Origin of the sequence: Bradyrhizobium sp. A5 (assembly GCF_042076515.1) — a bacterium.
Lineage (GTDB): Bacteria > Pseudomonadota > Alphaproteobacteria > Rhizobiales > Xanthobacteraceae > Bradyrhizobium > Bradyrhizobium cosmicum.
In genome coordinates this window covers 6,123,056-6,142,577 of record NZ_CP148990.1, presented here as the reverse complement: position 1 = coordinate 6,142,577, position 19,522 = coordinate 6,123,056, and the positions used below count along the sequence as shown (strand labels likewise).

The 19,522-nt window shown below is 64.0% G+C and carries 24 protein-coding genes; 14 read left to right on the top strand and 10 right to left on the bottom strand.

Annotation, left to right across the window (positions count from 1 at the left end; all coding sequences use genetic code 11):
• The first annotated feature begins 114 nt into the window (after positions 1-114).
• Positions 115-1,260, top strand: coding sequence for a GNAT family N-acetyltransferase (locus tag WHZ77_RS29240; RefSeq protein WP_375311120.1), 1,146 nt, complete (start codon positions 115-117; stop codon positions 1,258-1,260).
• An 82-nt stretch (positions 1,261-1,342) separates the two neighbouring features.
• Positions 1,343-2,227, top strand: coding sequence for a protein-L-isoaspartate O-methyltransferase (locus WHZ77_RS29235; RefSeq protein ID WP_375311119.1), 885 nt, complete (start codon positions 1,343-1,345; stop codon positions 2,225-2,227).
• Positions 2,228-2,231: 4 nt separating this feature from the next.
• Here the strand turns inward: WHZ77_RS29235 and WHZ77_RS29230 are convergent, their stop codons facing one another.
• The 3 genes from WHZ77_RS29230 to WHZ77_RS29220 form a co-directional block, all read right to left on the bottom strand.
• A complete protein-coding gene (locus tag WHZ77_RS29230) occupies positions 2,232-2,366 on the bottom strand; it encodes a hypothetical protein (protein ID WP_375311118.1) in 135 nt (44 codons plus the stop codon).
• A gap of 102 nt (positions 2,367-2,468) precedes the next feature.
• Entirely contained in the window at positions 2,469-3,068 is a 600-nt protein-coding gene (wrbA, locus tag WHZ77_RS29225; protein WP_375311117.1) for an NAD(P)H:quinone oxidoreductase, read from the bottom strand.
• Positions 3,069-3,210: 142 nt separating this feature from the next.
• A complete protein-coding gene (locus tag WHZ77_RS29220) occupies positions 3,211-3,909 on the bottom strand; it encodes a pirin family protein (RefSeq protein ID WP_375311116.1) in 699 nt (232 codons plus the stop codon).
• 157 nt (positions 3,910-4,066) lie between these two features.
• Between WHZ77_RS29220 and WHZ77_RS29215 the strand changes: the two genes are divergently transcribed.
• Positions 4,067-5,002 (top strand): LysR family transcriptional regulator, encoded by a 936-nt coding sequence (locus tag WHZ77_RS29215; RefSeq protein WP_015688642.1) that lies wholly within the window; start codon positions 4,067-4,069, stop codon positions 5,000-5,002.
• A 39-nt stretch (positions 5,003-5,041) separates the two neighbouring features.
• Here WHZ77_RS29215 and WHZ77_RS29210 read toward each other — a convergent pair whose 3' ends face one another.
• Positions 5,042-5,299, bottom strand: a complete 258-nt coding sequence (locus WHZ77_RS29210; protein WP_375314836.1) for a hypothetical protein — start codon at positions 5,297-5,299, stop codon at positions 5,042-5,044.
• A gap of 164 nt (positions 5,300-5,463) precedes the next feature.
• Between WHZ77_RS29210 and WHZ77_RS29205 the strand changes: the two genes are divergently transcribed.
• Both WHZ77_RS29205 and WHZ77_RS29200 read left to right on the top strand, forming a co-directional pair.
• Positions 5,464-6,450, top strand: coding sequence for a tripartite tricarboxylate transporter substrate binding protein (locus WHZ77_RS29205; protein WP_375311115.1), 987 nt, complete (start codon positions 5,464-5,466; stop codon positions 6,448-6,450).
• 94 nt (positions 6,451-6,544) lie between these two features.
• Positions 6,545-6,892 (top strand): hypothetical protein, encoded by a 348-nt coding sequence (locus WHZ77_RS29200; RefSeq protein ID WP_375311114.1) that lies wholly within the window; start codon positions 6,545-6,547, stop codon positions 6,890-6,892.
• Between the two features lie 5 nt (positions 6,893-6,897).
• On the opposite strand, the gene WHZ77_RS29195 is transcribed toward WHZ77_RS29200, so the two are convergent.
• The 3 genes from WHZ77_RS29195 to WHZ77_RS29185 form a co-directional block, all read right to left on the bottom strand.
• A complete protein-coding gene (locus WHZ77_RS29195) occupies positions 6,898-7,365 on the bottom strand; it encodes a YbaK/EbsC family protein (protein WP_375311113.1) in 468 nt (155 codons plus the stop codon).
• A gap of 21 nt (positions 7,366-7,386) precedes the next feature.
• Positions 7,387-8,151 carry a haloacid dehalogenase type II gene (locus WHZ77_RS29190; RefSeq protein WP_375311112.1) on the bottom strand — a complete coding sequence of 255 codons (765 nt, stop codon included), beginning with the start codon at positions 8,149-8,151 and terminating at the stop codon, positions 7,387-7,389.
• Positions 8,152-8,245: 94 nt separating this feature from the next.
• Complete coding sequence (locus tag WHZ77_RS29185) at positions 8,246-9,256, bottom strand: NAD(P)-dependent alcohol dehydrogenase (RefSeq protein WP_375311111.1); 1,011 nt, start codon at positions 9,254-9,256, stop codon at positions 8,246-8,248.
• Between the two features lie 84 nt (positions 9,257-9,340).
• Between WHZ77_RS29185 and WHZ77_RS29180 the strand changes: the two genes are divergently transcribed.
• The gene (locus tag WHZ77_RS29180) at positions 9,341-9,688 is read left to right on the top strand and encodes a MerR family transcriptional regulator (RefSeq protein WP_375311110.1); all 348 of its coding nucleotides are present in this window, start codon (positions 9,341-9,343) and stop codon (positions 9,686-9,688) included.
• A gap of 225 nt (positions 9,689-9,913) precedes the next feature.
• On the top strand, positions 9,914-10,624 hold the full coding sequence (locus WHZ77_RS29175) for a hypothetical protein (protein WP_375311109.1): 711 nt from the start codon (positions 9,914-9,916) through the stop codon (positions 10,622-10,624).
• Positions 10,625-10,730: 106 nt separating this feature from the next.
• Here WHZ77_RS29175 and WHZ77_RS29170 read toward each other — a convergent pair whose 3' ends face one another.
• Positions 10,731-11,615, bottom strand: coding sequence for an amidohydrolase family protein (locus WHZ77_RS29170; protein ID WP_375311108.1), 885 nt, complete (start codon positions 11,613-11,615; stop codon positions 10,731-10,733).
• A gap of 340 nt (positions 11,616-11,955) precedes the next feature.
• Between WHZ77_RS29170 and ykgO the strand changes: the two genes are divergently transcribed.
• The 3 genes from ykgO to WHZ77_RS29155 all read left to right on the top strand — a co-directional run bounded on the left by ykgO (position 11,956) and on the right by WHZ77_RS29155 (position 13,229).
• Positions 11,956-12,081, top strand: coding sequence for a type B 50S ribosomal protein L36 (gene ykgO, locus WHZ77_RS29165; RefSeq protein ID WP_006611362.1), 126 nt, complete (start codon positions 11,956-11,958; stop codon positions 12,079-12,081).
• A 109-nt stretch (positions 12,082-12,190) separates the two neighbouring features.
• Entirely contained in the window at positions 12,191-12,844 is a 654-nt protein-coding gene (locus WHZ77_RS29160) for a tetratricopeptide repeat protein (RefSeq protein ID WP_375311107.1), read from the top strand.
• Positions 12,845-12,968: 124 nt separating this feature from the next.
• Complete coding sequence (locus WHZ77_RS29155; protein WP_375311106.1) at positions 12,969-13,229, top strand: hypothetical protein; 261 nt, start codon at positions 12,969-12,971, stop codon at positions 13,227-13,229.
• 15 nt (positions 13,230-13,244) lie between these two features.
• Here the strand turns inward: WHZ77_RS29155 and WHZ77_RS29150 are convergent, their stop codons facing one another.
• Positions 13,245-13,427, bottom strand: a complete 183-nt coding sequence (locus tag WHZ77_RS29150) for a hypothetical protein (protein WP_015688629.1) — start codon at positions 13,425-13,427, stop codon at positions 13,245-13,247.
• A 331-nt stretch (positions 13,428-13,758) separates the two neighbouring features.
• Between WHZ77_RS29150 and WHZ77_RS29145 the strand changes: the two genes are divergently transcribed.
• Positions 13,759-14,715 carry an alpha/beta fold hydrolase gene (locus WHZ77_RS29145; protein WP_375311105.1) on the top strand — a complete coding sequence of 319 codons (957 nt, stop codon included), beginning with the start codon at positions 13,759-13,761 and terminating at the stop codon, positions 14,713-14,715.
• 19 nt (positions 14,716-14,734) lie between these two features.
• On the opposite strand, the gene cycA is transcribed toward WHZ77_RS29145, so the two are convergent.
• Positions 14,735-15,130 (bottom strand): cytochrome c-550 CycA, encoded by a 396-nt coding sequence (gene cycA / locus WHZ77_RS29140; RefSeq protein ID WP_375311104.1) that lies wholly within the window; start codon positions 15,128-15,130, stop codon positions 14,735-14,737.
• A gap of 254 nt (positions 15,131-15,384) precedes the next feature.
• On the opposite strand from cycA, the gene WHZ77_RS29135 reads away from it, so the two are divergent.
• The 3 genes from WHZ77_RS29135 to glcF all read left to right on the top strand — a co-directional run bounded on the left by WHZ77_RS29135 (position 15,385) and on the right by glcF (position 19,508).
• Entirely contained in the window at positions 15,385-16,878 is a 1,494-nt protein-coding gene (locus WHZ77_RS29135; RefSeq protein WP_375311103.1) for an FAD-linked oxidase C-terminal domain-containing protein, read from the top strand.
• A 72-nt stretch (positions 16,879-16,950) separates the two neighbouring features.
• Positions 16,951-18,189: an FAD-binding protein gene (locus tag WHZ77_RS29130; protein ID WP_375311102.1), complete on the top strand. Its 1,239-nt coding sequence runs from the start codon at positions 16,951-16,953 to the stop codon at positions 18,187-18,189.
• Complete coding sequence (gene glcF / locus WHZ77_RS29125; protein ID WP_375311101.1) at positions 18,186-19,508, top strand: glycolate oxidase subunit GlcF; 1,323 nt, start codon at positions 18,186-18,188, stop codon at positions 19,506-19,508. Before WHZ77_RS29130 ends, glcF begins: the two co-directional genes overlap by 4 nt.
• Positions 19,509-19,522 lie beyond the last annotated feature (14 nt).

Below are 19,522 nucleotides of genomic sequence, written 5' to 3'. Positions count from 1 at the left end.
TTGTCGCAGCCGGGGCGGCGCTGGTGGCATCGGCTTAAGGATAAGCCGTGACGTGACTTGTGGTCTGCGACAAAACATCTATCTGGAAACATTCAGTCATTGTATGCCCCGCAGATGACGTGCCTCAGCGTCGCGCAACCAGATGATCTTGTGTCCAGCACCCCGGGAATCGCTGTCGATTTCGTGCGTGACTGGCGGCAGGCCGAATCGCGGCTGAGCGCAGGCCATCGCACCGCGTTCCAGCATGGTTACTGGCTCGGCGCCTGGTACGCCGCGTTTGACGACGTCACGCCGCTGATCGCTGTGATCTCCGATGTTGCGACCGGCAAGGACATTGCCGTGGTGCCGATGATCAGCCATGTCAGGCGCGGCATTCGCATCGTCGAATTCGCCGACCTCGGCGTCTCAGATATCAACGCACCGATCCTGGCGCCCGATGCCGCGCTGGACGCGGCGACGACGGATGCGATCGGCAAGGCCCTGGTCGTTTCATTGCGCGCCTCGCCCGACCGCTTCGATCTGTTGCGTCTGAAGAAGATGCCGGCCCATGTCGGCGGCAAGCCGAATCCGCTGGTGTCGCTCGGTCGGGTCGGATCGTGCTCGCTCAACGGCAATCTCGTGCTGACTGGCGACGACTATGCGGATTATCGGGCGTCGCTCAGGCGCCTGCAGCTGCCGCGATGCTGGCGCGTCTTCAGCCGTCTTGGCAACGCGCGGTTCGAGATCGCCACCGATGTCGAGCGCGCGCGGGAGATCCTCGATGTGATGGACGTCCAGCAAGACGAACGGATGAGACAGCTCGGCTCTCCGTTCGTCCTTAACGACGACGCTCACGCCCGATTCTATCGCGAGGTGGCGCGCCAGGGTGTTGCCGATGGCTATGCCGTCATCTCGGCGTTGGTTTGCGACAAGGGTATCGTTGCCACCACGCTCGGTGTCAGATACGGCGCTACGTATGTCCTGCTGCGCATCAGTCACACCGGCAAGACCTGGGCGAACTTCTCTCCCGGGCTGCTCGCAACCGAATGCACCATTGCGGCGCTGCATGCGCAGGGCCTACGCCGCTTTGATCTCAGCATCGGCAATCAGGATTACAAGCGCCGCCTCGGCGCTGAGCAGATGCCGTTGACCGATGTCAGCGTCGCGTTGTCCTGGCGCGGCATGCCCTACGCTTGGCGCGACCATGCCGCGCAAGAGCTGCGTCGCCATCCGAAGCTTGCCGCGATTGCGGCGCGGGCGATGGGCAAGGGCGCGCGCTGAAGCGCGCGCTGCCCTGGAGTGTACGATCACTCGATTGTCGCAATCGTTGTGTTATCGTTGCGACCGTTTCCCGGAGGGCGACATGGAAGACCGCTCGGCAAAATATCGCGCATTCTATGCGCAGTTGATCTGCGCTGCGGCGAGGGCCGCGGATCCTCGCATCGAGCAGGCTTTCCGGATTGTCAGGCGCGAACCTTTCGTCGGGGCCGGGCCATGGTCGATCTCTCTCGGTGGCCACCCCTATGTCGTGACGCCCGATGACGATCCCGCCTTCCTCTATCAGAATACGCTGCTCGCGCTCGACAGCGTGCGGAGCCTCAATATCGGAATGCCCAGTGCGCATGCTTACTGGCTCACCGGCTGCGCTGTGAAGGAGGGCGAGACCGTGATCCAGATCGGCGCGGGGAGCGGCTATTACACCGCGATCCTCGCGCATCTCGTCGGCCCCGGCGGTCGCGTCCATGCCTATGAGATCGACGAACGTCTGGCGGGCCTCGCGCGCGAAAATCTCAGAGATATCGCACATGTGGATGTCCACGATCGTTCGGGCGTTGCGTCCGATCTGCCGGTTGGGGATGTGATCTATGTCTGCGCGGGTGCGGCGCTGCCGGCCGCGGAATGGCTCGATGCGCTGCGGCCGGGCGGGCGGCTGGTGTTTCCGCTCGCGCCTGAAGGCATGCTCGGCGGCATGCTGATGATCACGCGCCCGGACGATGGCGGAATCTGGCCCGCCAAATTCCTGGGGCGTGCCCAATTCATCGGCTGCGCGGGATTGCAGGATGCGGATGCTGCCCGGCGACTGGCCGAGGCGTTCGCAAGGGGATGGGAGAGCGTGCAGTCGTTGCGGAGGGAGGGCGCTCCTGACGGGACCTGCTGGTTTGCCGGCGAGGGCTGGTGGTTGTCGACGGCGCCGGCGCCTGTCGTGACTGCGCCGATTGAGCCTCACGCCGACATCACGCAGGCCTAGCGGCTCACACCTTCGTGCAGCCGGCGCACTGAAACCGGCCGCGTGACGCCCGGAACAGGCTGCGGCAATACCAGCGCCGCGCCAGCGCCTGTGCGGGCTTGCGGATTATCTGCGCGATCAGGAAGATTTCGAAAGCCATATATGCCGCTCCTGCGGCGTAAAATGGGGCGGCACTCCCGGATGAGAATGCCGCCCGCGTCACATCAGCCATGCGGCCGGTCGTGAAGCGTGACCGTTCGGCCTAGCCATGCAGCTTTCTGGTTGTCTCCGCGATCTGGCGGCCCTGGTAGCGCGCGCCGGCGAGCTCATTGGCGCTGGGCTGGCGGCTGCCGTCGCCGCCGGTGATCGTGGTCGCACCGTACGGCGCGCCGCCGGTGACTTCGTCGAGCTTCATCTGGCCGGCAAAGCCGTAGTTCATGCCGACGATCACCATGCCGAAGTGCAACAGATTGGTGATGATCGAGAACAGCGTCGTCTCCTGGCCGCCATGCTGGGTCGCGGTCGCGGTGAAGGCGCCGCCGACCTTGCCGTGCAGGGCGCCCTTGGCCCAGAGCCCGCCGGCCTGGTCGAGGAAATTCGCCATCTGCGAGGCCATCCGGCCGAAGCGGGTGCCGGTGCCGACGATGATCGCGTCGTAATTGGCGAGGTCTTCGATCTTGGCGACGGGCGCGGCCTGGTCGACCTTGTAGTACGAGGCTTTCGCGACTTCGGCCGGCACCAGCTCGGGTACGCGCTTGATGTCGACCGTGGCGCCGGCTTCGCGCGCGCCTTCGGCGACGGCGTTCGCCATCGCTTCGATGTGGCCATAGGCGGAATAATAGAGGACGAGAACTTTGGTCATCGGTGGTCTCCGTTGTGTGATGGGTTGTTTTGTTCGCTGTCATTGCCGGACTTGACCCGGCAATCCATCACGCTTCAAGAACTTCTGAGAAGGCGATGGATGTCCGGGTCAAGCCCGGGCATGACGAGTTGGTGAGGGGCGCTTACGCGGCGTCGACGAGCACGAGCTCGGAGTCTTCCAGTGCCGTGATCTTCAGCTTCTCCTCGTCGCGGATGGCGGCGCCGTCGCGGGCGTTGACGCGGACGCCGTTGATCTCGACGGCACCCGCCGCGGGCACCAGATAGAGGTGCCGCGACTTCTGCGGCTCGTACTCCGCGCTCTCGCCGGCCTTCAGCGTGGTGGCAAGCACCCGCGCATCGGCGCGGATCGGCAGCGCGTCGGCGTCGCCTTTAAGGCCGCTCGCGATGGTGACGAGCTTGCCGGAGCGGTCCGCCCTCGGGAACGGCTTCGAGCCCCAGGTCGGCTGTCCGCCGCGCGTCGTCGGCTCGATCCAGATCTGGAAGATCCGTGTCTGGGTCGGCTCCAGATTGTACTCGGAGTGACGGATGCCGCTGCCGGCACTCATCACCTGCACGTCGCCCGCTTCAGTGCGGCCCGCGTTGCCGAGGCTGTCCTGATGGGTGATCGCGCCCTCGCGCACATAGGTGATGATTTCCATGTTGGCGTGGGGATGAGCCGGAAAGCCGGTGTTCGGCGCGATCTCGTCGTCGTTCCAGACCCGCAAGACGCCATGACCCATGTTGTTCGGATCATAGTGGCTTGCGAAGGAGAAATGATGCCTGGCCTTGAGCCAGCCGTGATCGGCGCCGCCGAGCTTGTCGAAAGGTCTGAGTTCGATCATGTGCGTAATCCTTGGTTGATCCTGACGTCTCGGGCGCCGAAGCCGCCGTTGACGTTGAGTACGTCATGACCCCTTGGATAGGCCTCCGCCTTTGGTATAGAAATAGAAACTGTTGAAACGCATTGTTTCCCAAATTATCCCTGATGGACCCCGCCCCATGGCAAAACTCCCCGATTTCGAGGCGCTCGCGATTTTCGCAAAAGTCGTGGAATTACGGTCGTTTGCGGGGGCGGCGAGCGAGCTTGCGATGTCCAAGGCGACCGTGTCCAAGGCGGTGACGCGGCTGGAAGAGCGGCTCGGTGCTCGGCTGTTCAACCGCACCTCGCGCCGGCTCGCCCTGACCGATGCCGGACACAAGCTTGCCGAACGCGCCACGCGCCTGCTCGTCGACGGTGAGGCAGCGGAGAACGAGGCGCTGGCGCAATCGGTGGCCCCGCGCGGGCTGGTGCGGCTCGCCGTGCCCATGACGTTCGGGATCAAGGCGGTGGCGCCGCTGCTGCCGGAGTTTTTCGAGGCCTATCCGGAAGTCTCGGTCGACCTGCATCTGAGCGATGCGACCGTCGATTTGATCGGCGAGGGTTTTGACATGGCGGTGCGGATCGCGCGGCTGCCGGACTCCTCGCTGATCGCGCGGCGCCTCTTCACCATGCCGCGCTTCACGGTCGCCGCGCCGTCCTACCTCAAGCGTCACGGCCGGCCGACGCATCCGATGCATCTGGCCGAGCACAAATGCTTCGCTTACGCCTATCTCTCGACGCCCAATGTCTGGCACTACACCAATTCGGCCGGCGAGCAGGCCAGCGTGCGTCCGGGCGGACAGCTTCGCGTCAATAACGGCGAGGCCGTGATGCCGGCGCTGATCGCCGGCCTAGGCATTGCCGAGTTGCCGGAGTTCATCGTCGGCGAGGCCATCTCCTCGGGAGAGGTCGAAGTCATCCTGAAGGACTGGAAGCAGGCCGAAGGCGCCGTGCATCTCGTAACCCCGCCCGGCGGCCCGCGCCCTGCGCGCGTCGAAGCGCTCGGCGATTTTCTCGCGGCGAAATTGCCGGGCACCTGCAAGCGGCGGCCGCGCGGGAAGGTGAAGGCGTCGTAGAGCTAGCAGTCTCAACGTACCAGTCATTGCGGAGCTTGACTACGAGACCTTCACGCCGTCTCTAGCAACAACGCGCAAGGCTGGCTTCAGCGTCTCTTCCAGTTGCGATTTCAAATCGTGCACCCGCGGATCGGTCGAACGCGCTGCGCAGACCGCGTATTGATGCACCGATTGCGCCAGGGCGCGCCGCGCTTCCGGGGTTCGCGTCAATTCGGGCTTTGAAAGCCGTAGGACGATGGCTGCGAGATTCACCAGCATCTCGTCGAGGGCTACGTCGATGGTCGCAAGCTTTCCCATGGCACACTCCCTGACGAGCGGATCTGGGAAGGCAACGGTGGCTTTGGTGCGGCGTTCCGGGCTGCGGGCCAAACATGGATAACGTTTCGTTAACGTCTTGTTCTTGCCGATCGTCACGCTAGGCTGGGGCCGAACCAAGAAAAAATCCGGGGGAGGGACCTGCCATGGACCGACGCGATATCCTGCGCGCCGCTGCCGCGCTGCCGTTGCTGCGCGCTGCCTTGCCGGCCCCGGCCTTCGCGCAAACCTATCCGGTGCGCAACATCACCATGATCGTGCCGTTTCCGGCCGGCGGGCAGGCCGATCTTGCCGCGCGTCCGGTGGCGATGGCGCTGGAGCGGATCCTCGGCAAGCCCGTCATCGTCGACAATCGCGCCGGAGGCGGCGGCGGATCGGTCGGCAATGCCGCGGCGGCGCGCGCCGAGGCCGACGGCTACACGCTGCTGATGACATTGTCCTCGCTTGCGGTGCTCCCGGAAGCCGACCGGCTGTTCGACCGTCCCGTCGCCTACGAGGTCTCGCAGTTCATGCCGATTGCGCGCGTGCTGGCTGATCCGACCTTGCTCGCGGTGCCGGCCTCGTCGCCATGGAAGACCGCGCGGGAGTTCGTCGACGACGCCAGGAAGCGCCCGGGCCAGATCACCTATGGGTCTTCAGGTCCCTACGGCACGCTGCACGTGGCGATGGAGATGTTCGCGAGCAGCGCCGATATCAAATTGCTGCACGTGCCATTCCGTGGCGCGGGGCCGGCGTTGACCGCGTTGCTCAGCGGCACGGTCCAGGCGATCGCGGCCGCACCGGGCACGCTGAAGCCGCAGGTCGACGACGGCAAGCTGCGCGTGCTCGGCAATTGCGGCGCGCAGCGCATCGCGAGCTTCCCTGATGTTCCGACGTTCCAGGAGCTCGGCTACAAGGATGTCGAGATGTACATCTGGGCCGGCTTGTTCGCGCAGAGTTCGCTGCCGGCGCCGGTCGCGACCCGGCTACGCGAGGCGATGGCGCAGGTGATGACGAGCCCCGATGTGCTCAAGGCGTTCGACACCTCAGGCAGTCTCGTCGCCTATCAGGATGCGCCGGCCTTCTCCGCGTTCATAGCCGCCGACAGCGCGCGGCTGATCGCGGCAGTGAAGAAGATCGGCAAGGTGGAGTAGGTTCCAGCCGCGTTTCACATTTTGTTGTAGATCCAGAACCGGACCCCGCCTCATTGATTGACGAAAATCGACGGGACTCGGGAAGGATCAGGACATGCGAACAGAGCGGATTGCGCTGGGTGTCGCGCTCGCGATCGGAGGCATCGTTGCGCAGAGCGCGGCCTCCGCTGAGGAATATCGCGGAACCATGGAACAGCAGATGGCCTGCACACCGGATGTGTGGCGTCTGTGCAGCGACCAGATTCCGGATGTGAGCCGCATCACGGCCTGCCTGCAGCAGAACACGCCGCAGCTTTCGATCGGCTGCCGTGCGGTGTTCGAGTCCAACAACCAGATGCCGCCGCAGCAGCAAGTTCCGCGCAATCGCGCGGCGCCGACGCCGCGCTACAATGCGCCGCCGCCTCCCGCGGCCCAGCCGCAGCCTTACGATGACGACGATTAGTATTTCTAGGGTCTGATCTCGCAGACGTCGACCCATTCGGCGCCGACGAGTTCGGCCATCCGGTGGGGCGCTATGCGCACCGCGCTGTGGGTCGAGCCCGCAGCGGGAACGACGACGTCGAACGTTTTCAGCGACACATCGCAGTAGATCGGCAGCGGCGATTTCAGCCCGAACGGGCAGACGCCGCCAACCTCGTGGCCGGTGATCTCGGCGACCTCTTCCAATCCCAGCATCTTCGGCTTGCCGCCGAATTGCGCCTTCACCTTCTTGTTGTCCATCCGCGAGGTGCCGGCGGCGACGATCAGGATCACGCGCTCGCCGATGCGCAGGCTCAGCGTCTTGGCGATCCGCCCGGGCTCGACGCCGTAGGCCTCGGCGGCCAGCGGCACCGTGGCCGAACTGATCGGCGATTCAATCACTGATATGTCGGGGGCTTTCTCGGCGAAGAAGGCGCGAACGGATTCCAGGCTCATTCCAGTCAACTCATTCCAGACTTACGGGCGGGCGGCGATCCCAGGGTCATCCACGGAGATGATCCCGGCCAGCTCCGAAAGCGAACGGACGCTATAATCCGGCGCGAAGCCGAGCTCGTCCATCTGGGTGCGGATCGCCTTGAACATGGTCAGCGGTGCCACGAGTTCATTCTCGACGCAAGCCAGCGCGATCGCCTCCGGCGTCACCCGCTCGATCCAGGCGACGTTGAGGCCGAATGATTTCCCACCCGCAACGTCCCAGGGATTGGAGGAGACGAACAGCACCTCGTCCGGCGCGGTGCCGAGCACCTCGCCGATCAGCTCGTAGGCTTCCGGGCTCGGCTTGAAGATCTTCTTTGCGTCGACGCTGATGGTGGCATCCAGCAGACGGTCGAGACCGGAGTTGCGCACGAGCGCATTCAGCATGTCCGGGCTGCCATTGGAAAGGATGGCAAGCTTGCGCGGTTTCAGCGCGGTAAGCGCGCTTGCTGCATCCGGATAGAGATCGAGATGCAGGTACTTCTCGATCACGCGCTGGAACGTCTCGGGTTCATAGGCAAGGCCGAGCAGGCGCAGCGTATACGCAAGCGAGTCGCGCGTGACCGCTGCAAAATCCTGGTAGCGCCGCATCAGCGAGCGCAGCCAGGTGTATTCGAGCTGCTTGATACGCCAGACCTGTGTGATGATCTCGCCGTAGCCCGGAAACGCATCCTCGGTGATCTCCGCGACCGACTGGATGTCGTAGAGCGTTCCGTAGGCGTCGAAGACGACGGCTTTGATGCTCAAGGGACTGGTCCTCCGGGATCGTTGCGGTCGCAAGGACTATATAAGCCCTGCGATTTCGATCCAAGGAGCGAAGTCGAATTGGGCGCCCTGGCTCCTAAAGCTCGACGACGACCTTGCCGAAATGTGACCCGGTCCGGAGGTAAGCATACGCCTCGGGTGCTTCGTCGAAGCCGTAGATCCGATCGACAATCGGGTGGATCGCGTGTTCGGTCAGGAAGCTGTTCATCGCGGTGAAATGTTCGACCGATCCGACGGTGACACCGATGATGTCGGCATTCTCCCACTGAAGGCGCGCGAGATCGGGCTTCGGGCCGAACCCCGTCAACACGCCAATTTGAACGATCTTGCCGCCCGACGCGACCGATCGCAGCGATCGGTCATAGGTGCCGGGACCGCCGAGTTCGAGGATATGGCTGACGCCTTCGCCATTCGTCGCTTTCATCAGCGCAACATCCCAATCAGGCGTGTTGCGGTAGTTGATGAGGATCGAGCCGCCGAGCGCCTTGGTGCGCGCGAGCTTTTCATCCGAGGACGAGATCACGATCGCGCGCGCTCCCAGCGCCGCTGCGAATTGAAGTCCGAACAGCGCGACGCCACCCGTTCCCTGGACCAGCAGCGTATCGCCTTTGCCCATCTGGCCGCGTGCAATGAGGCCATGGAAAGCAGTGACACCGGCACAAGGCAAGGTCGCGGCTTCGACCGAGGACAAATGCGCCGGCGCGGAAACGAGCGCATTTGCCGGTAGCACGACATACTCCGCCAGCATTCCGTCCATCGTGTTGCCACCAAGGGATGACGGGACATAGCTGGCCTTGAACGGCCCCGAGACCCAATCGCGAAAGAACGATGCCGCAACGCGGTCTCCGACCCGCCATTGCGTGACGCCGGCGCCGATGGCGTCGACGACGCCTGCACCGTCGGAGAGTGGCACACGGCCGTTGAGCCCACCTTGGCCCACGCGGTCGAGGATCAGGAGGTCGCGGTAGTTCAGACTGACAGCTTCGACCCGGATGCGGACCTCGCCATTGGCGGGTTCGGGTTTGCTGACCTCGGCTCGCACAAGGCCATCGCCACCAGCTTGGCCATTCAAATGGTAGGCTTTCATCGTTGCTCCCTCTCAAGCGGCATTCACTTGGTTGAGCAGAGTCTGTAAGGTCTGACAGCGCTGTGAGGGTCAAGAGGTTTTCAGATGAAAATTGGCGAACTTGCCCGGAGGACGGGAGTGAGCGTTCGAATGCTGCGCTACTACGAAGCCGAAGGGTTGCTGGCGCCGTTGCGGACCGCGGCTGGTTACCGCGACTATGGCCCGGCGGACGAGGAGACCGTGCGGCGGATCAAGATGCTTGGCGCCGCCGGCATGACGCTCGAAACGATTCAGCGATTGCTGCCGTGTGTGCGCAACAACGACCCGGCGTTCACGCCCTGCAACGAGTTGCGAAGAATACTCGCCCAGCAGGTCGGACTGATCGACGAGCGCATCGAGACGCTCAGCCAGAGCCGGACAATTCTGGCTGGCTTTCTGGCAAGTGTGAACTGATCGACCGCAACGCTGCGGCCCAAGGGAGTGAGACTGTAGTCCACTCGCGGGACACCTCCTTGTAGTCAGTGCGCTTCACGAGGCCATCGGCCTCCAACGCCTTGAGCTGCTGGACTCGCGTGGGCTTTGAGGATCTCGGGCAGAATTTCGTCGCGGATGTCGATCTTGCCCCGTTCGTCGGTACGGGTTTGCACGCGGGACTTTCCAGGACGGACTGCACCTCGTGTGCCGCTGACGAAGCGAACGAGGCGCGTTGACTCACGTCAAGAAGGAGCCCGGCGCCGCGTGCTAGTCGAGACATCGGGGCGGTACCGTTCGAACCATGGACATGAAACAATGGTTACGCAAAGCAACATCAACTTCTTCACGAATTGGGGGAAGGAGCGTCTCGGCGAAATGGAAGCAACGGTGACCTCATTCCAGGCCAAGGCCGCCGAGGTGCAGTCCGATCTCAGTGAGAAGGCCACCAAAGTCCTGGCGGATCTCTGCAAGCAGCGCGATGAATTCCGCGACACCCTGAAGAAGCAGTCGGAGGCGGGCGAGGCGGCCTGGACCGAGGCAAAATCGAAGATGGAAGCCGACTGGCGCGTGTTCGAGACCGGGGCCGGAAAGTACGTCGACAGCTTCGGCAAGCAGCTCGAGCAGCAACAGGCAACGTTCAAGCTTCAGGCGGATGCGCAGCTCAAGGCGTGGCGTGAAGTTGCCGACAAGCTCGGCAGCGATGCCGGGAAGTTCGCTTCCGAGCATCGGGCGGACATCGACGCCGCGCTCAAACGCATGAATGCCGATGCGGCCGAGGCGGAGAAGAAGCTGGAGAAGCTGAAACAGGCCGGGACCCACTCGTGGTCCGCACTCATGACCGCCTTGACCGAAACGCGCCTTGCCTTTGATCGTGCCAATGAGGCGGCGCGGGAGGCTTTCAAGCGAGCTGCCTGATCAGGGGCGGTGAACTTCCGGAGACCGCCGCCAGGCGGTCTCCTTGGCTTGCCGTCGGTGGCTCGAGCGCTGCTATGCCACGCCAGGGGCCTCCTCAGCGTCCGCGCTAGATCCCCAGCAGCTTCCTTGCGTTCGTCTTCAGCACCTTCGGCCGGATCTCGTCGCGGATCTCGATCTTGGCGAAGTCCGACAGCCAGCGGTCCGGCGTGATCACCGGCCAGTCCGAGCCGAACAGCATCTTGTCCTGCAGGATCGAGTTGATGTAGCGCACCAGGATCGGCGGGAAATATTTCGGCGACCAGCCGGAGAGGTCGATGTAGACGTTCGGCTTGTGGGTCGCGACCGACAGCGCCTCTTCCTGCCAGGGGAAGGAGGGGTGGGCGAGGATGATCTTGAGGTCGGGGAAATCCGCCGCGACGTCGTCCATGTACATCGGGTTGGAATATTTCAGCCGCATCCCCATGCCGCCGGGCATGCCGGAGCCGACGCCGGTCTGGCCGGTGTGGAACAGCGCGATCGCGCCGCCATTGTTGATCTCTTCGTAGAGCGGGTAGGCCATGCGGTCGTTGGCGTAGAAGCCCTGCATGGTCGGGTGAAATTTGAAGCCGCGGACGCCGTATTCCTCGATCAGCTTGCGCGCCTCGCGTGCCCCGAGCTTACCCTTGTGCGGATCGATCGAGACGAAGGGGATGAGGACGTCGAGATGGTCGGAGGCGACCTCCAGCATCTCGTAATTGTTGTAGCGGCGGAAGCCGGTCTCGCGCTCGGCATCGACCGGGAAGATCACCGCGGCGATGTTCTTGGAGCGGTAGTAGGCCGCGGTCTCCGGCACGGTCGGCGGATGCTTGTTCGGCGACTTGAAATAATCCGCCATCTGCGCCTGGAAATCGTCATAGCCGTCGTCGGGATGGCAGCCGCAGGGCTCCTCGGCATGGGTGTGGATGTCGATCGCGACGACATCGTCGATATTCGGCAGCTTGAGCTTCGGCATTGGTTTCCTCCCGACCGGTTGCAAATTGATTATATGATATAACGAATTTGGCAAGGCGTTGCGGGCGGCAAAACCGCAGCCGGCAAAAGTCTTTGCTGTGCCTGGCCTCTGGTCAGGCAGATCGGCCCGATCCGGCCGCTTCTACTGTGCATGGGGTTGTTTTCAGAAATTTGCTGGCTCGGAACCGGGCAGTTAACATTGACATCACCTCCCGCCATGCCTTAAGAACCGCCCCGTCCCGGGCGGTCGTCCGCCGGCGGGGAAAATCTCATTTTGCCACATTCGCGCGTGCCGAAACGGTAGTGCCGAACACGGCCTTTCGAACGTTCAGGATTCTGCCATGAAGGTCCGTAACTCGTTGAAATCGCTGCGCGGTCGTCATCGCGCCAACCGCCTGGTCCGCCGCAAGGGCCGGGTCTATGTGATCAACAAGGTGCAGCGCCGCTTCAAGGCTCGCCAGGGCTGATCTCTGCCCTGTCGGACGCCTTCGCGCGCCCCCGTCAGACCACGGTCTCACACGAGTTTGACGCCGCCTTTGCTTTGCAAGGGCGGCTTTACGCGTTTAGACTTTCGCCATGGCAATGAGATTCACCTTCGCACGCACCTTTCCTGTGGTTCTGGGTCTGGCCCTTGTGCTGGCAACCTGCGGCCTCACTCCGGCCCTCGCGCAGACTGTTACGCCGGCCCCGCCCGGCAAGCAGCAGAAGAAGCTGCCTGAAGCGCCGGCCAAGCTGCCGAAGGTCGATCGCAACAAGAATATCGATTTCCTGTTCGGCGCGCTGAAGGCCGCCCCCGACGAGGCCAGCGCCAAGCACGTCGAGGCACGGATCTGGGCGATCTGGATCCAGACCCCGAGCGACACCGCCTCGCTGCTGATGGCGCGGGCCAAGACCGCGGTCGACGCGCAGAAGATCGATGTGGCGATCAAGCTGCTGGATTCCGTCATCAAGCTCAGGCCCGATTACATCGAGGCCTGGAACCGGCGCGCCACGCTCTATTACATGCAGAACGATTATGGCCGCTCGCTCGCCGACATCCGCGAGGTTCTGATCCGCGAGCCCCGCCATTTCGGCGCGCTCGCAGGGCTCGGCATGATCATGCAGGAAGTCGGCGACGAGAAGCGCGCGCTCGAGGCCTACCGCAAGGCGCTGGCCGTCAATCCGCATCTCGACAAGATCCCCGATCAGGTCAAGTCCCTGACCGAGAAGGTCGAAGGCCGCGACATCTAGCCGAGAACTCGATCATTTCTTGAGTGAACGCGGCGTCTCCGGATTAACCACGATCGCAGGCGCGGCGTCGCGAGGCCTATTGCGAAGGCTGCCGCAGGCCTACCTGCATTGCAGGAGCAAAGCCATGAAGCGTTTGATCTTTGCGGGTAGCTTGCTGCTCGCGTCGGGGACGATGAGCCTCGCCGACGGACTGTTCTGGGTGGTCGGCAACCGCGCTACCGGCAAATGCAACATCGTGACCAGCAACCCCGTGATCATCGGCGACATCTGGTTCGGTGACGGCCCCTACAAATCCATGGCCGACGCCAAGCTTGCCCGCTCGACGATTCGCGTCTGCCCCGCCGTCACCCCCGACGAGGAAAAGGCCGAAGACAGCGCCAACTAGGTCGTTGCCGTCACGTCAATGCAGGACGCTGCCGCCGCGTTCGGCCAGGCCCTGATCGGCGGCCGCCGCGTAAGCCTTCGCAAGTTCCGCCTCGAGATGCTCGTTGATCAGGAGCAGCGCCCGGACGGCACCGCGCAAGTCGCCGTTGCAGCTCGCCACGATCTCGTCGATCGCCGTATCTTTCGATCTCAAGCTCATCGAAAATTCTCCGGTTCAAACCAGGATAAATCCTGCCGGCCTGTCCCGCATCCCGTGGGGTTGCGAGGAGGATCGGCGCCCATCCGCGTCTAAATGGCGGAACCGACCGTGGCGATTATAAGGAAACCGCGATGACGACTGCATGAAGCTGGCCCGGGGCTTGCGGGTTACTGACCAGGGGCATTGATTCTATTGAGTTTTTAGTTCGGAAATTATGCACATATCCACAGCCCGGCCTGTTTCCAGTGGAAGTGCTAAGTCCCGCTTGCTCGAAACCGCCTCCTGCGAGACCCGTAACTGCAATGTGCCCAGGATTTCCCGGACCCTCTCCATGATCATGATCTCAGTCGTGACGGCGCTGGCCCTGCTGGCGCTGGTCACGCAGGCCGGAATCGTCGCCGTGCAACGCGCTCATCCGCCTCAGGGCCGGATGATCGAGGTCGATGGCGCGACGCTTCACGTGGTCGATATCGGGCCTCGCGATTCCGGCGTGCCGATCGTGATGCTGCATGGCGCGAGCTCCAATCTCGAAGCGATGCGGCGCCCTCTCGGCGACCTCCTCGCCAGCGACCATCGCATCATCCTGATCGACCGTCCCGGCCACGGGTGGAGTACGCGCGCACGGCGGCAGGATTCGACGCCGGAGATCCAGGCGCGGATGGTCGATGAGGCGCTCGGCAAGCTCGGGATCGATCGCGCGGTCTTCGTGGTGCATTCCTGGAGCGGTGCGCTCGGCACGCGGATTGCGCTCGATCATGCCGGCCGCGTCGCCGGTTTGGTGATGCTCGCGCCGGTTACCCATCCCTGGCGCGGCGGTGTCGGCCGCTACAACGAGATCATCGCAACACCCGTGATCGGGCCGCTGCTCGCCTACACCGTCACGCTGCCGCTCGGCTATTTCGTTGCCGAAGCCGGCGCGCGCAGTGTCTTCCTGCCGCAAACCATGCCGGACGGTTTCGTGAAGGACTCTGCGACGCCGCTGCTGCTGCGGCCGCGCGAGTTCATCGCCAATGCCTATGATCTTGTGACGCTGAAGGAGGCGGTCGCCGAGCAGGCTCCGCGCTATGCCGAGATCGTGGCGCCGGTCACGATCATCGCCGGCGAGCCCGACAAGACGGTGTCCACCAACATCCACGCGCGCCCGTTCGCAGCCATGGTGCCGAATGCAAAGCTGATCGTGCTGCCCGATCTCGGCCACATGGTGCAGAACGCGGTGCCGAACCTCGTGAAGGCGGAGATCGAGACAATGATCCGTCAAATCGTCCCGGCACAGGCGGCCGCCGATTAGCGGCCGCCCCCTGGCGTGCTTACTGCTTGATCTTTCCGTCCTTGTCGAACTGCGAGACAAAGGCCCAGAGATTGTTGATTTCTGTCTCGTTCTTGATGCCGGCGAACGCCATCTTGGTGCCGGGAATCTTGGCCTTGGGGTCCTTGATGTATTCCTTGAACACCGCCTCGTTCCAGGTGATGCCGGAATTCTTGTTTGCGTCCGAGTAGTTGTAGTCGGGCGCGGTGCCCGACTTGCGGCCGTTGAGGCCGTTGAGCTCGGGGCCGACCTTGTTCTTGGCGCCTTCGCCGATCGCGTGGCAGGCCAAGCACTTGTTGAACGACGTCTTGCCGGCGGCAACATCCTGCGCCATCGCGGCGGACGCTGTGGCAGTGACGGTGAGGATCATCAGCGCGCCAAAAGTCAGTTTTTTCATAGGGTGCTCTTCGTCTCTTTCCCGGTGGGGGCGTTTATCTGGTCGGCAATCGTCGAACCTGCTGGTTTTGGCAGGCCCGGCCGGCTTGGACAAGCCACGAAACGATGACAGGTTTCACGATTTCCTACTTGTCCCAGAGCGAACTCGGTCCAGATCGTCGCTCCGACTTTCGGATGGCCTACCCAAACCACCGCGGACGTGGTTGATTTGCCGCGACAATTCGAGAGTTCGCCGCGAGTCGGAAGGATATTTACATGGCCATCATGATGCCTGCGAGCGATCAGGCCGTACTTGCGCGCCGCGCGGAGATCATTGCTGCATTGCGCGCAATCGTGCCCGGCGAAGGTGTGATCGACAGCGCCGCCGAGATGCGGGCTTACGAATCCGACGGCCTCACCGCCTATCGGCAACCGCCGATGGTCGTGGTGCTGCCCGATACGACCGAGCAGGTCTCGCTCGTCCTGAAATATTGTGCGGCGCAGGGTATCAAGGTGGTGCCGCGCGGCTCGGGCACCTCGCTGTCGGGTGGCGCGCTGCCGCTGGAAGACGGCGTTCTGCTGGGGCTCGGCAAGTTCAAGCGCATCCGCGAAATCGATTTCGACAACCGCGTCGTCGTCACCGAACCCGGCGTCACCAATCTCGCCATCAGCCAGGCGGTCGCGCATGCCGGCTTCTACTACGCGCCCGATCCGTCCTCGCAGATCGCGTGCTCGATCGGCGGCAATGTCGCGGAGAATTCCGGCGGCGTGCACTGCCTCAAATACGGCATGACCACCAACAACGTGCTCGGTTGCGAGATTGTGCTGATCAGCGGCGAGATCCTGCGCATCGGCGGCAAGTCTGCGGAGAACCCGGGCTATGATTTGATGGGCGTCATCACCGGTTCGGAAGGGCTGCTCGGCGTCATCACCGAGATCACGGTGCGCATCCTGCAGAAGCCCGAGACGGCGCGCGCGCTGATGGTCGGCTTCGCAGCTGTCGAGGCGGCCGGCGAATGCGTGGCGCGCATCATCGGCGCCGGCATCATTCCCGGCGGCATGGAGATGATGGACAAGCCCGCGATCCACGCTGCCGAAGCCTTCGTCCACGCCGGCTATCCGCTCGACGTGGAAGCGCTGCTGATCATCGAGCTCGACGGTCCCAAGATCGAGGTCGACGAGCTGATCACGCGCGTCGAGACCATTGCGAATGCTTGCGGCTCGACGACCTGCCAGATCTCGACCTCGGAGGCCGAGCGCAATCTGTTCTGGGCGGGCCGCAAGGCCGCGTTTCCGGCCGTTGGCCGCATCTCGCCCGACTATCTCTGCATGGACGGCACCATCCCGCGCGGCGCGCTGCCGAAGGCGCTGGCGCGCATCCGCGAGCTCTCGGAGAAATACCAGCTCGGCTGCGCCAACGTGTTCCACGCCGGCGACGGCAATCTGCATCCGCTGATCCTCTACGATGCCAACAAGCCCGGCGAGATCGAGCGCGCCGAAGCCTTCGGCGCCGACATCCTGCGCGCCTGCGTCGAGTTCGGCGGCGTTCTCACCGGCGAGCACGGCGTGGGCATCGAGAAGCGCGACCTGATGCCGGAGATGTTCAGCGAGATCGACCTGAACCAGCAGCAACGGCTGAAATGCGCCTTCGACGCGCAGGGCCTGCTCAATCCCGGCAAGGTGTTTCCGACCCTGCACCGCTGCGCCGAGCTCGGCCGCATGCACGTGCATGCCGGCAAGCTGGCGTTTCCGGATCTTCCGCGGTTCTAGCATCGATCGCTGCATCGTCGTTCTCATGCGCCGGATTTGCATTCCCTTCTAAACTTGGATACCCGCTCAATCGTGGATACGCTCAAGGTACGAGACGCCAAAGACGTCGAAGAGGTGGTGCGCGCGGCGATTGCCAATGAGCAGCCGCTCGAGATCATCGGTCATGGCTCCAAGCGCGGCATCGGTCATGCGATGGCGACCAATGCCGTTCTCGACGTCTCCGCGCTGAATGCCATCATCGCCTACGAGCCCAACGAGCTGATCGTCACGCTGCAGGCCGGCGCGCCGCTGGCCGACGTGCTGTCGCTGATCGATGCCAAGAACCAGCAATTCGCCTTTGAGCCGATGAACACGGCGCCGCTGCTCGGCACGCCGGCGCTCGGAACCATCGGCGGCATGATCGCGGCGGGGCTTGCCGGCCCGCGCCGGATCAAGGCAGGCGGGGCGCGCGACCACCTGCTCGGGGCACATGCCGTCTCCGGTTTCGGCGAGAGTTTCAAGACCGGCGGCAAGGTGGTGAAGAACGTCACCGGCTACGACCTGTGCAAGCTGCTGGCGGGGTCCTGGGGCACCTTGTCGGTCATGACCGAGGTCACGCTCAAGGTGATGCCGAAGCCGGAAGCGGAGCGGACGCTGCTGCTGCGCGGGCTCGACGATGCTGCCGCCAACAAGGCGATGACCGCGGCGCTCGGCTCGCCCTATGACGTCTCTGCCGCCGCTCATCTGCCGAAATCGGCGTCCCGGGCCGGGACCGAAGGACTCGGCGATATCGCGGACCAGGGCGAAGCTCTGACCGTGCTACGGCTGGAGGGCATCACGGCCTCTGCCGCGCACCGAGCCGGCTCGCTGCGCGAATTGCTGGCGCCGTTTGGAACCGCGACGTTGATCGAGGACACCGCGTCGTCGGTCCTGTGGACCACGATCCGCGACGTGCTGCCGTTCGCGGCCAGCGGCGCGCTCGGCGCCTGGCCGGTGTGGCGGATTGTCTGTCCGCCGGCCTCGGGAGCGGCGCTCGGCACGAAATTGGTGCGCGAGACCGGCGGTGAGGTGATCTACGATTGGGGCGGCGGGCTGATCTGGGCCGCGCTGCCGCCGAAGGCTGATGCGCACGCCCTAGCCGTGCGCCAGCGTGCTGATGCCGTCGGCGGGCACGCCACGCTGATCCGCGGGGCCGAGGATGTCAGGAGCATGGTGGACGTGTTCCACCCGCAGGCGGCGGGCATCGCCGCATTGAGCGATCGGGTCCGGGCCAGTTTCGATCCAAAAGCCATTCTCAACCGGGGGCGGCTGACGCGGGGCGCTACGGCATGAAGACTGAATTCTCGCTGGCGCAACTCGCCGACCCCGATATCGCGCAGGCCGACAAGATCCTGCGCGCCTGCGTCCATTGCGGCTTCTGCACCGCAACCTGCCCGACCTATGTGCTGCTCGGCGACGAACTCGATAGCCCGCGCGGCCGCATCTACCTGATCAAGGAGATGCTGGAGAAGGACCAGACCCCGACGGCGGAGGTGGTCAAGCATGTCGACCGCTGCCTGTCGTGCCTGTCCTGCATGACGACCTGCCCCTCCGGGGTGAACTATATGCACCTCGTCGACCAGGCCCGGGTCAGGATCGAGCAGCGCTACCAGAGGCCGCTGACCGAGCGGCTGCTGCGCCAGGCGCTGGCCTTCGTCCTGCCCGACCCGCAGCGCTTTCGCGCCAGCATGTGGCTGGCGCGGCTCGCCCGTCCGCTCGCAATGTTGCTGCCGACGCCGCGGCCCGCGGCCACGCCCGGCCTGATCCTGCGCCTCAAGGCAATGCTGGCACTGGCCCCGAACCGGCTGCCGGCGCCCGGCCCGCTTCCGGGCAGCGTGTTCGCGGCACTCGGCAAGAAGCGCGGCCGTGTCGCGCTGCTCCAGGGTTGCGCCCAGCAAGTGCTGGCGCCGCGCATCAACCAGGCCGCCATCAGTCTTCTCACCCGCCACGGCATCGAGGTCGTCCTGGTCAGGGACGAGCAGTGCTGCGGTGCGCTGACCCATCACCTCGGCAACGACCAGGATGCGTTGGGGCGGGCGCGCGCCAATGTCACGGCGTGGCAGAAGGAAGCGGCGAAGGAGGGGCTCGACGCCATCCTGGTGACGGCGTCCGGCTGCGGCACCGTGATCAAGGATTACGGCTATCTGCTGCGCGAGGACGCTGCGTTCGCAGCCGATGCAGCCAAGGTGTCCGCACTCGCCAAGGACATCACCGAATACGTCGCCGGTCTCGGACTCGAGTCGAAGACGCGACTGGACAACATCGTCGTCGCCTATCACTCCGCATGTTCGTTGCAGCACGGACAGAAAATCACGACCCTTCCGAAAGAATTGCTTTCCAAGAATGGATTCGTGGTGAAAGATGTGCCGGAGAGCCATTTGTGTTGCGGTTCGGCGGGGACCTACAACATTCTCCAACCCGAGCTTGCGGGCCGGTTGCGCGATCGCAAGGTCGCCAACATCGCAAGCGTCCAGCCGGACATGATTGCCGCGGGCAATATCGGCTGCATGGTGCAGATTGCCAGTGGCACGTCAGTTCCGGTCGTACACACGATTGAGCTTCTCGATTGGGCTACGGGCGGGTCGCGGCCGGCACTGAATACGTCGAGCTGAGCTTTCGTCCGGAG